Annotated in this window: 11 protein-coding genes; 7 read left to right on the forward strand and 4 right to left on the reverse strand. The window is 53.8% G+C overall.

Translation table 11 applies throughout. The annotated features are described in order from the left end of the window. Nucleotides 1-72: 72 nt before the first annotated feature. The 7 genes from PG888_RS21465 (at nucleotide 73) to PG888_RS21495 (ending at nucleotide 3243) form a co-directional block, all read left to right on the forward strand. Nucleotides 73-369 (forward strand): IrmA family protein, encoded by a 297-nt coding sequence (locus PG888_RS21465; RefSeq protein ID WP_270694335.1) that lies wholly within the window; start codon nucleotides 73-75, stop codon nucleotides 367-369. Nucleotides 370-457: 88 nt separating this feature from the next. Beyond that, complete coding sequence (locus PG888_RS21470; protein ID WP_270694334.1) at nucleotides 458-1036, forward strand: lecithin retinol acyltransferase family protein; 579 nt, start codon at nucleotides 458-460, stop codon at nucleotides 1034-1036. Nucleotides 1037-1097: 61 nt separating this feature from the next. Beyond that, the gene (locus tag PG888_RS21475; protein WP_024946416.1) at nucleotides 1098-1523 is read left to right on the forward strand and encodes a DUF2787 domain-containing protein; all 426 of its coding nucleotides are present in this window, start codon (nucleotides 1098-1100) and stop codon (nucleotides 1521-1523) included. A 9-nt stretch (nucleotides 1524-1532) separates the two neighbouring features. Beyond that, complete coding sequence (locus PG888_RS21480; protein WP_270694333.1) at nucleotides 1533-1943, forward strand: hypothetical protein; 411 nt, start codon at nucleotides 1533-1535, stop codon at nucleotides 1941-1943. Further along, the gene (locus PG888_RS21485; protein WP_024945957.1) at nucleotides 1936-2193 is read left to right on the forward strand and encodes a hypothetical protein; all 258 of its coding nucleotides are present in this window, start codon (nucleotides 1936-1938) and stop codon (nucleotides 2191-2193) included. The genes PG888_RS21480 and PG888_RS21485 overlap by 8 nt, the downstream gene beginning before the upstream one ends. 109 nt (nucleotides 2194-2302) lie before the next feature. Then, nucleotides 2303-2800, forward strand: coding sequence for a RadC family protein (gene radC / locus PG888_RS21490; RefSeq protein WP_024945958.1), 498 nt, complete (start codon nucleotides 2303-2305; stop codon nucleotides 2798-2800). A gap of 98 nt (nucleotides 2801-2898) precedes the next feature. Then, nucleotides 2899-3243, forward strand: coding sequence for a type IV toxin-antitoxin system YeeU family antitoxin (locus PG888_RS21495; RefSeq protein ID WP_270694331.1), 345 nt, complete (start codon nucleotides 2899-2901; stop codon nucleotides 3241-3243). 78 nt (nucleotides 3244-3321) lie between these two features. On the opposite strand, the gene brxL is transcribed toward PG888_RS21495, so the two are convergent. The 4 genes from brxL to PG888_RS21515 all read right to left on the reverse strand — a co-directional run. Next, complete coding sequence (gene brxL / locus PG888_RS21500) at nucleotides 3322-5565, reverse strand: protease Lon-related BREX system protein BrxL (RefSeq protein ID WP_270694330.1); 2244 nt, start codon at nucleotides 5563-5565, stop codon at nucleotides 3322-3324. 99 nt (nucleotides 5566-5664) lie between these two features. Next, complete coding sequence (gene pglZ / locus PG888_RS21505) at nucleotides 5665-8325, reverse strand: BREX-1 system phosphatase PglZ type A (protein ID WP_270694329.1); 2661 nt, start codon at nucleotides 8323-8325, stop codon at nucleotides 5665-5667. A 198-nt stretch (nucleotides 8326-8523) separates the two neighbouring features. Further along, entirely contained in the window at nucleotides 8524-10275 is a 1752-nt protein-coding gene (locus PG888_RS21510) for a hypothetical protein (protein ID WP_270694328.1), read from the reverse strand. A 237-nt stretch (nucleotides 10276-10512) separates the two neighbouring features. Further along, the coding region (locus tag PG888_RS21515) for a hypothetical protein (protein WP_270694327.1) at nucleotides 10513-10755 on the reverse strand (243 nt) is incomplete at its 5' end.

The following is a 10755-nucleotide window of genomic DNA, read 5'->3' on the forward strand; positions in this document are numbered from 1 at the left end:
CAGGCCTATAAGTATTTGTTTTGTAGGCAAAAAACTATTTTTAATTTTTAACAAAATGTTCACGATCTCGCCCTGAGTGGTGGGGCAGACGAGTTTGGTCATTTGTATATCACGCTGCAGTTTAATGACAAAAAGGGCAAAGCCTTAGCTGAATCAACGCTGGAAGTTGAACCCTTCGGCGGGAGCGACGCTACCCGCTATGGTGGTGGCTTTACGGAAGTGGATTGCGCCCAGGTAGAGCAGGCCAAGTCCATCGCTATTATTCAGGCAACCGAGGTGCTCGCCAACAACCAAGTCACCCGACTGCCGATATCAACCTTCACTCCTGAGTTTCATCAACCACTGAAGATCACCGTGGGCGGCAAGTAGCCAACTCAGGAAAAAATAAAGCCCAAGGGCGTCACCATCACGGTGACGCCCTTTTTCATTTCCAACCCTTGATGAGGAACATCACCCCATGACACGACATTTCATTATCGGCGATCACTTGGTAACACCGCAGTCTGAAGGCCAGCATCATGGCATCTTTGTTGGCCATGACCAGGTCATTCACTGCCTGCCATCGCCTGCCGGGGAGCACTCAGGCCAACTGGCGCTGACCTCCTTGGCTCAATTCAGTCAGCACAACACCATTGAGGTGAAACCCCATGCTCAACGCCTTTTCAGCCGAGAGGAAAGCCTGACGCGGGCCTATGCACGGCTCAGCGAAGGTGAACAAGGCCAGCCATTGGCCAGTAGCGAGCAATTTGTTACCTGGTGCATTGAAGGGGTTCAGCATCCCCCCAAGCTGCTGCAGACCGCTGTAGCAACGGTGGTGGCAGCCGAAGTGGCTCGCCATACGCTGGGCAAGGCGGCCACCAGTGCAACCGCAGGGCTTGCTGCCAGTACGCTAGCCACGACTGCTGGCGGTAGTGGTGCCGCCGCGACGGTGGTGTCACTCACCGGCATTGCTTCAGCCCCGCTGTTAGCTCCTCTTGCAGTGGGGGCCGTCGCTGCCTATGGCGTCAGCAAACTCTGGGATTGGTTGAACGACTGACCCATCACTTCAAAGCAAAAAGCAGGAGGCCCCTCCTGCTTGAACTCAATGAGGAAACACCATGACCATTCCCTTTTTCCGGGACGGTTTTGCCCTGCCCGTTGCCCAAGCGTTGCTGGTTCAGCTCGACCAGGAAGTCGCTAAAACCGAGCTCAATATCGAGCGCTTAACCCAACTGACCTTCAACTTCCGCAACCCCGGCTACAGCGCCGAGCAAGGCGGCGTGCACCCGGTGGAGATCCGCCTGATCCGTGGGCTCGATGGCTGGCTATTCGATTACGTCACCGACTTCAGCTACCAAGGGCCCGCCCAGGATGCTGAGCTCTGCAAAGAGCTTGATTTCAACTTCCTTGATGGGGAACACACCATGTTGGGCTGGGGACCCCTGCGGTTGGCCGAAGCGCAGGAGCTGTTCGATATCTGGCAGAACAACTTCATTGCCTACTGCCGGTTGGAGTGTTTCAGCGTCACGGTCGCAGGAGATTAGGAGGACACCATGAGCCAAGAATTAGCGCTCTCCCACTACTCACGCCAGTGGCTGGGACAAGTCGCCGCCAACGCCAAGATAACCCCCACCCGCAGCGGTCAGCGCTGGCTGCTGCACCTGACACCGGATCGCCCACATACCCGCACCGTCACCCTGCAAGTCCGTTGGTCTGGCGTGCAGTGGCAACTGTTTTCCCTCACCAATGCTGAGGACTGGCACACCATGAACCAACCGAGAGATGAGATCTGCATCGACCCCAAACGCAGTTGCTTCTGGCATTGCCAAGCAGGGCCAGTGCCGCTCACCGAGCAACCCCGCGTGCTGGCAAGCTTCTTGGCAGACCTGCAGCGTATCTGCATCCATCGCGGCTATGCCGTGAAAAGTGACCCCATCCCGGACAAGGAGAGCGAAGATGATTAACGTCGTGATCGCCATCGAGCTGGAGGCTTACCTTGAGCACAATGGCCAATTTGAAGTGGTGCATGACCAAGGCCAGCCGGTGGACAGTTACGCCCTCTACCTGCGCTATGAAAACGAACAGGGAGATCTACTGGCGCAATGGCTGTGCGATCACCCTGACCACAGTTGGCTAACCCAGCTAGGCACCCTGCTAGCGACCAGTTACCACATTCCGCTGCACGACTACACCACTCACACCCTGGCGGCCTGAGTACCGCCAGCCAATCCTGCTACTACCATATTTACCAACCCATTAACCAAATAGCTCGCCTACCCTGCCGCGTCCAACGCGGTGGGGCGATGGCGTATGGAGCACCATCATGTTGCATCACAAACTGATCGCCGGGGAGACCCCCGGCACCTATCGGGTAACCGACCTTGTCACCGACGACGACTTGCTCACCATCGCCCAGGCGTTGGCCCGCCAGAAGCTCGCCAAAGGCGTAGCCCTCACCGACAAGCATCTGGCCCACCAAGCGCTACAAGGGCTGCTGCAAACGCGGGATCGCGAAGTGTTTGCCGCACTGTTCCTCGATAACCAGCACCGGATCTTGGCCTACGAGGAGCTGTTTCTCGGCACCCTCTCCGCTGCGACCGTCTACCCCCGCGACGTGGTCAAGCGGGCGCTGCACCACAATGCCGCCGCGCTGATGCTGGTCCACAACCATCCCTCAGGTTACCCAGAACCCAGCCGTGCAGATATCGAGATCACTCAGCGACTGCAAAGCGCCCTAGCGCTGGTCGATATCCGCACGCTGGATCATCTGGTGGTGGGGGCGGAGGGCGTGGTGTCGCTGGCAGAGCGTGGGCATTTGTAACTGTTACGCCAGTCAAGAGGTCCGCTTGGGACACGGGTGATAAACCAGGGTCCAGCGGTGACCTGTATGACAACCGAACATCCATTGGAGTAAAGAACATGAGCACAATAGGCATCTGGGGATTACATACCCAAGTTCAACCACGTTTTGGCGCACGTGCCATTGTCGAGCGCTGCGGGGTCTCACTGGTATGGGATCGCAGCGGCGTCTATGGCAATGCTGACGAGCAGTGGCTTACCGATATTGACACCGTTTTACCGGGGTTTATTAAGCGTCTTAGCAAGCTCTTTCAACAAGGAGAACTGCTGAGCGACCAAGATAAATTGGTGACGTTGAGGCAGGGGGATTGGGTGTGCCTGGCCAATCCAAGGGCCAGCTATGGTTACCTCTATCTGGATGTCTACCGGCAAGAAAGCGGCAATGTGCAAACAACAGAGGCGTAAAATCGGCACGGCGGCGTAACGCTGGTAAAGGGTGAGCCACATACTCACCCTTTACCCAAGACTTCTTTTTTTGGCTGACTACTGAACCCCTAATGCCTTGTAAACGGCATCCACTGGATCGGCATAGAAGCTGATCTGAAACTTGGAGAAAATCTCGGCTGGCACTGTCGGTATGTCGGATGCCGATGCCATGGGCAACAGTACCCGCTTTCCGCCGCTGTCCATGGCCAGTTGCAAACTCCCCGCCAAATCTTCGACCGGATTAACCACGCCCCCCAAGGTCATGTCTCCCAACACGACCATCTGTTCCTGCACCGGCTTGCCCATCAAGATGGAGCAGAAGGCGATCAAGGCAGCCAGACTGGTTTTGGTGCTGGGGCCTGAGTTATGTAGCTCGACCACATGCAGATGGTACTCATGCTCGGAGAACTTGGCCGTTGCGCTGATCCGATTCAGATTTCCTTTGAAGTAATCGAAACCTACCCGGATCGCCTCCTTCGCTGGCGTATTGGAGCCCAGCCCAGAGGTCGAATGTTTTCCATTACCTGGCGTCATCTGGGTTTCGAAGCGATAAAGACCCAACTGCCCGGCCCCTCCCTTGGTGACCATGTGAACCACGCCGGGCTTGCCTAAGCCTTCCGGGATCAGCTGACTACCGCCCTGTTCCGGCACATTGACGAAGAACTCTTCCAGGGTCTGGTTATCGAGATAGCTGAAATGCACATCAAAAAACTCCATGCCACCGAGCTTCTTCAACTGCTCTTTGATGCGACGACGCAGCTCTAGGGCATAAGTCAAACAACGGCGCACATCTTCCTTGTCGAATACCCCGTGCGGATGCAGCAACTTGAGCAGACCTGAGACGGTACGGCGTACCGCGATCACATCGCGCTGATTCAGGTTATTGCCCAGTTTGAAGTAACGATCGATGGCGTCAGAGAAACTGCGCTTACGCATCTCGCGCATATACTCGGCGAGATAATCGGTGATCAGGCCATAGCTATTGGTGAAAAACTCCGGCCTCATCTTGGGGATGTCCCAGCCCGGAATATAGGCATGGAAACGGTCAAAGAAGGCCGTATCGATCATCGCTTCAGGGAACGGCGCCAGCAGATGGCTAGTCTTGACCAGGGTCTCGACACTCTGGTTGATGTTGCCGACAAACACCATGGAGGCTTTTGCCTCGATTGAATCACGACCACGGGAGAAGGATCCCGAGGCCATGTAATCCTTCATGATCTGTACGCCGTCTTTATCCTTGAAGGTGATCCCCGCCACCTCATCAAAGGCCACCACGTCCCACATGCCCACCAGCCCAACTTGGCGCGAACTCATGTTGTAAAACAGATTAGCCACCGTCGTCTGGCCACCCGATACCAGCAGGGAGTTGGGCGAGCACTCTTTGTAAACATGGCTCTTACCAGTGCCGCGTGGCCCCAACTCACAGACGTTGTAGTTGTTCTCGACGAAGGGGATCATCCGAGTCAACAGATGCCACTTAACCCGTTGCTGCAAGTTGGTCGGCTCCATGCCGATGGAGCGGATCAACACATCCAGCCACTGATCGGTATTGAAATGAGCACGAGCCGCAAACAGCTCCTCCATGTCCATAGAGGGCATCTGGATCGGCTTGAGGGTAAAAATGGAGAAGGGCGAGATCCTCTGCCCCTCTTCATAGAAGTAATTGAGGGTGATGATGCACCAGATCCCGCCAGTGAGCAGTTTCTCATTTTGCTTGACGATATTGGCCGGGATCACCGCATCCTTGATGCCGAGATTGGAGAGTTGCGCCTCGTAAACATCTTTCTTCTGGTTAAGTTTGACCCCCACCTTGTCGATCACTTTGAAACTGCCGCGTTCACGGATCAGCGACTTGACCTTCTCTGCCTCATCGGGACGCACGTAGTTCTCGGCCAGGATTTTTTTGACGTTCTCCAGCCCCTCCCGCACCACCTCATCATCATCAGAGGCACAATACATGCCGAGCAGGTATTCCAGCACATAGACAGGGACGTTCGCCCCTTCCTTGAGCTGTTTGGTCAAATCCTTGCGAACCACCTTTCCCTTGAAGTAGCGGTTCAAACGGGCATCCAGATCCAGGCTGGCATGTTGAGCCAACTCATCCTCTGGGCTCAGACTAGCCTGAACGCCGTATTGCTCCTGCTCCCCGTGGTCAGCGCTGTATCCGCTATCACCGGGATACACATCCATCTGCTGGATCACCACATTGTTGGTGATATGCGTTACCGACGCTGCCTGCCCTTGCGGCGTCTCTTTTCCTAAAAACTCTCCCTCGGTGGAGGGACGATCATGATGTGACATCAGGGTTACTCCGGGGCACAAACCTGTCAGTGCCCCACGTCTATTGGCTTAACGTGAACACAAGCGTGAGTGCAGCTGTGTGATTCTCATTGCCCGAGATCAAAAACCGAAATCATTCTGGATGGCCAGATCGATGGTCACCGGATAGCGGGCCAGCTCGATGCCATCTTCATCATCTTGCAGTAGCAGCTGATACTGTGCCTTACGGTCAAAGTCCGTACTGGTGAGCTTCAAGCGCACATCCTGCTGACGTTGTTCCAGACTACCGGAGGTCGCGTCAAAGGTTAACTTTTCGAGGGCCGATACCGACTGCCCGGTACTATCGACGACCACAAAGCGCAACGTCCGTGGCTTATGACGCTCATCCACCGCGTCGGTTTGCAGGAAACGAACCTTGTCGATGGCGTTGACCAGCTTAATGGGTTGATACAGGGGCACAATATTGACCTTCGTCTTCTCATGCAGTGCCTGCTTCTTACCGCGCAATTCCTGCACCTCAAGCAGTGGTACGCAGATCTCCTGCAACATGGCCCCACCGTGAACAAATCGAGCACCGCCGACAAAATGGAAGCGACTCACCCCCTTGGGCAACCAGAAGGCCACATCGGATTGGCATTTGGTGGTATCGCCGATCCGGCCATACCATACATCGTCATTGGTGGGCAGATTGCGGCCTATCAGGTAACGCTTTTTGGCCTCAAGCGTTCCGGTTGGCTCATGTGTTAGCTGGGATTTTACCGCGACTTCCGGCGCAACCCGCTGGAACAGGAAGCCATGATCGGCGGTGATCACCACCCGAGTCACCCCAAATCCGTTGATGACTCGACTGACCAAGCCATTGAGCTCCTCGATGGCCTGACGTACCGCCATAAAGGTCTGCTGCTCAGTCGCCAGCTTGTCACCTATCGCATCGATCACATCGTGGTAGATATAGATCACCCGCGCATCGCCAATCGCCTCATTAGCCTGGGCCCGAGTCCAGCCTTTTAGCGCCTTGGCAGAGATGGCGAGCCCACCCACCTTGGCCAAAATTGCGCTGCGGTTGTCCAGCCCTGCGCTGCTCTGGCCATCCACCAACACGGTGGCATTCCCTTGCGCATAATCCAGCTGCTGATGGGGTAACAGGGCCGCCATCCCGAGCTGGGTGTAACTTGGCAACACCCCCAACTGGCTTTTCAGCTGCGCCGAGAAACGCTTGCCTTCATTGATCTCACCTTGCAACTCATGGGCAACTTCATAGCGCAAGGCATCGCTGATGATCACAAACTGCCGCTTCACACCGGCCTGGCTCAGGCGCTGCTTAATCACTGTCTCGTAGAAGCGTGATTGAGCCGGGATCCCCATCTCCCAACGGGCCATTTGCTGCTCTTTCGCAAGCAAGCCATCCCACGCCAAACCGAGCTGGTAGAGATACCAGTTGACGTACAGATCCTCAATCTTGTCAGCCAATGCTGCCAACACCTCGACCGATTGCTCCTGTAAGTGCAACAGCGCCTCGTTGAAGAGACGATAGGCCGCATCAAACAGGAACAGCTCGGCCTCATAAGCGAGGTACATCGCCTGAGCAGTGGGATAATGAAAACCGTCTGGGTAAGCGCGGCGCAGTTCCAGCAGGATCTCGGCCTGCTGTAGCGCCTGATAGAGATGGGCATATTTGGGATCGGTGCTTACCCAAAAACCTTGCCGACGACGGGAAATAAGCTGACTAAACTCGACCCGGCCTAATACCAAATCGCCGCTCATCAATCCACTCACCAGCTCACGGATCAACGCCTGTTCGACAGCCTCAAAGCCACTTACCTCGGCCCACAGCCAGATATCCTGGGTAGCCAGACTGGCGAGGCGGGAATGAAGCTCAAGTTGTGCGGCCACTTTGGCCGAAAGAGCGGCAAACTGACCGCTGTACTGGGTAGAATCACGCCAACTGGCCAACAACGCCATGGCATTGGCACGTCCGGTCGGCGTAGCCAACAACTGTGACTGCAACCAGGCGGGGCGACCGGCAACACCGGCGGCATCGAGTTGTTCATAACACTCGCTGACAAAGAGCTTGCGCACCAGCTCACGCAGCGAAGGCTCCGTCTCCTCCGCCACCTGATAACCATAGTCGCGGGCCATCAACTGCCAAAAACTGGGCAACAAACCATATTGCTCCAAAGGAGCTAATGCCGTGGCAGTAACGCCATCGCTGTCGCTATCAACCTCATCCAGCAAACGTTCGCCCAAGGCCTTCATCAAGTCAGCGAGTTGGGCGTGGCAACCGAGCAACACGCTGATCATCTTGAGATCGAGCGACAACTCATCTTCTATGCCACTGCGACCATCCAGCCGACGCTTGAGCGCGACAGTGCGCTCTTTGCTGGCAAAAAAGCTGTGACGGGATGCGATGTAGTCGCGCAGCGACATATTGGCGAGCCCCAGATCGTTGAGCAGGATCGAGGCCGCATCGGCGTAGAAGGTGACGCTATAGCGGCGCATATCCAGTAACCAGTCTTTGGCGGGGGCAGGCTCCGGGCTTGGCCAGTAGAGCAGAAACGGCGTGATCGGCTCATCAAGCTCAATGCGCTTACGCGCCTGAAGTTGGGAATGCTCGGCCATGTTGAGCACCGCCACTGGCTGGCCTTCGCGGGTCAAACCGGCCTGGGGATCGGCAAGCTCTGCCAGCTGTGCTGTAAAGCTCTGCTCGGGATCGTGCCAAAAGACGATCCGGCTTTGTTCGAATTTTTTGTTTAGCCCGGTTTGGAGCTGGGTGATGTCCATTACTAAATCCACTTAATTTTGACCGCTCCACTACGTAAGACATCGACATCCTACGCGAGTATTCCAGGTCTTCCCTACTTGGTGCAGCCTGATTGCCTATGTTGGCAACACACAAAACCATGCAGGTATCAGTAAAAAGAGCCTCAGTGTAGCCTCTCAGGGGGCTAGAGTCTCATCGTGTCTACCCCCTTAAGAGCACTACTCTGATGATTTTTTGCTGTTTTTTACCGCCTCTAGTAGAGCTGCGCCAAAACCATGTTGCTCCAAATGAGCATTTTTTTGAATCCGCTCAGATATCGATAGATTAACGCTATCAACAGTACGCTTTGGCTTATTCCGCGTATCGGAAATATCATCGGTACTTCGACTCATTCTTTGTTCAAAAAATGCCTCCTCAGTTGCCATAACAATAAACTGACCATCAATGTGGAACTGATATGAATGACCGGACCTTTTGACCAAATGCGTGGTATGACGATGATGATTCTTCGATAACGCTGCGATCTGCCCTCTCACTTTTTTGGATGAAGAATGTAGTCTGAGTCGATATTCCAGCAGCTTATCTGTCACCACCAGACAAATTTTTTCATCCTTACTGAGATCGACACTACTGAGTGTTACCGAGAATGCCTTATGCCTGACAGTTCTCTGCCCTGTTTTGTCAATATTATCCTTCTTTGCAGGGCTAACTGGCGATGTAAGTATCCTCCTCGTCAACTGGGAAACATAGCCCCTGGGCCTGCCAGCTATAGCTTCTCCTGTTTTATGGATATATAGGGCAAAGTTTGCATCGCTCTCTTCTGGATCTCCAATCGGACGTAAGGAAATCTGAATAATCCCGGCAGTAATCTGTTTTGCTGTTTCTCCCATTCGGAACAACCTGTCATTTACCCTCAATGTAATCTGCCTCTCACCCAACGTACCACAAACCAGCTTACTGGTCGCAGAATAAGGGGTAATACTGACCACCTCCAACCGTTCAGCTTGAACGTCAAGGTTGGCTTTAGCTGCAGGAATTACTGGCTTTTCAACAGCGGGATAGGATACAGGAAATACATCCCCAGGGATTACTGAAGAAATAAAATGGCGATTTAAAGTCTCCATCAGGTAGACCGTTTGGTTGCCTTTTTTATTAGGCTTACTAACCCAAGCTTCCAATCTATAGATGAAAGGTTTAAGTCGCTCAAAATTTTTTTCTTTAAAGTCGATCGCATGATTTTTACCATGACGAGATAAATTAACATGCCATCGCTTACCATCACGTTGACATTGAATGACTACATCAAGCTTGGTCAGTGAGGCAAACTGAGCTTCCGTTAACTGAGTAGCTGTCTGAATTGGCACGGCTTGCTCAACCTGGCGAATATTTTTCGTCATGATTTCAAAGGAGCGTGAGCCATCATGGATCTGAATTAATACTTTACCCGCGTCCTCTTTGGCCTGCATTAGCAATCTACAAATTTGCTCAATTTGAATATACCGTTGCTGTAAAGTGGCCAGTGGTACTTCAAAGATCACTTGATAACGTTTGGTACGTGCCTGCACCCGAAGTGCTTCACCAGACTGCAACACAATATGTTTCTGATAGAACAAAGGTTGCCAGCCCTCTTGCACCCAGCGAGGCCCCGCCGCAGTAGCGGCCTGAGTGATCACATTACGGTTAATCGCCTGACTCGCTTCGTAACACGGATGCTTGGGCCAGGGAGGCCCCAGTTGATCAAACAGAACGCGTGCGCCATTCGGATGTTCGTAGTAGTAGACGCTAGCCCCGCACTGGCCACAAACGGCATTTGGATTTACAAATGCCTGCTCAGTCGCATAGGCCTTGGGATCAAATGGCCGTTTGGGTACTTGGTATCTGCTTATGGACAGCGAATCCTGATGCCACTCAGTCTCAACACGTATCGGTACGACCCGACCGCCTAGGTTACGAAAAATCAACTTGCTCATTCGGCTACTCCCTCGCCCAACACGAGGCTTCATCTTGGCACTGGGCATTTGGGTCAGAAATGGTGGTTGCTCACAATCACCAGTTATCAATAGTCTGCTGGTATGTACATCGGCTGAAGTAACCATTTACCTTCAGAGAAAGGTAAACATTCAGGTACAGCCATCTTAGCTGAATGTCTCCTCTACTGTCTCCCTGTCAAGCGCAATGCCGGGGCCAGACCCCGGCATGATGTTACCTCAATCAGAGTTGCTACCTGTGATGGCTTTCACCTCACTGAGCAGGGTGCCGAATTTGCCGTAGTTGACCTTGACGCCATCATCGAGATCCAGGGTGATGCGCATATCAGCGTGGTGTTTTAGCTCATCGTCAAAGGCACGCAGTTCAGTTAACTGCTTGGTCAAGCGTAACTGTTCACCCAGATGGCATTGACAGGAAAAAGTGAGACGATCATCCCTTGATCCACTGTTGCCCCTTGCCTG

Source organism: Aeromonas sp. QDB23 (assembly GCF_027707745.1).
GTDB classification, from domain to species: domain Bacteria; phylum Pseudomonadota; class Gammaproteobacteria; order Enterobacterales; family Aeromonadaceae; genus Aeromonas; species Aeromonas allosaccharophila.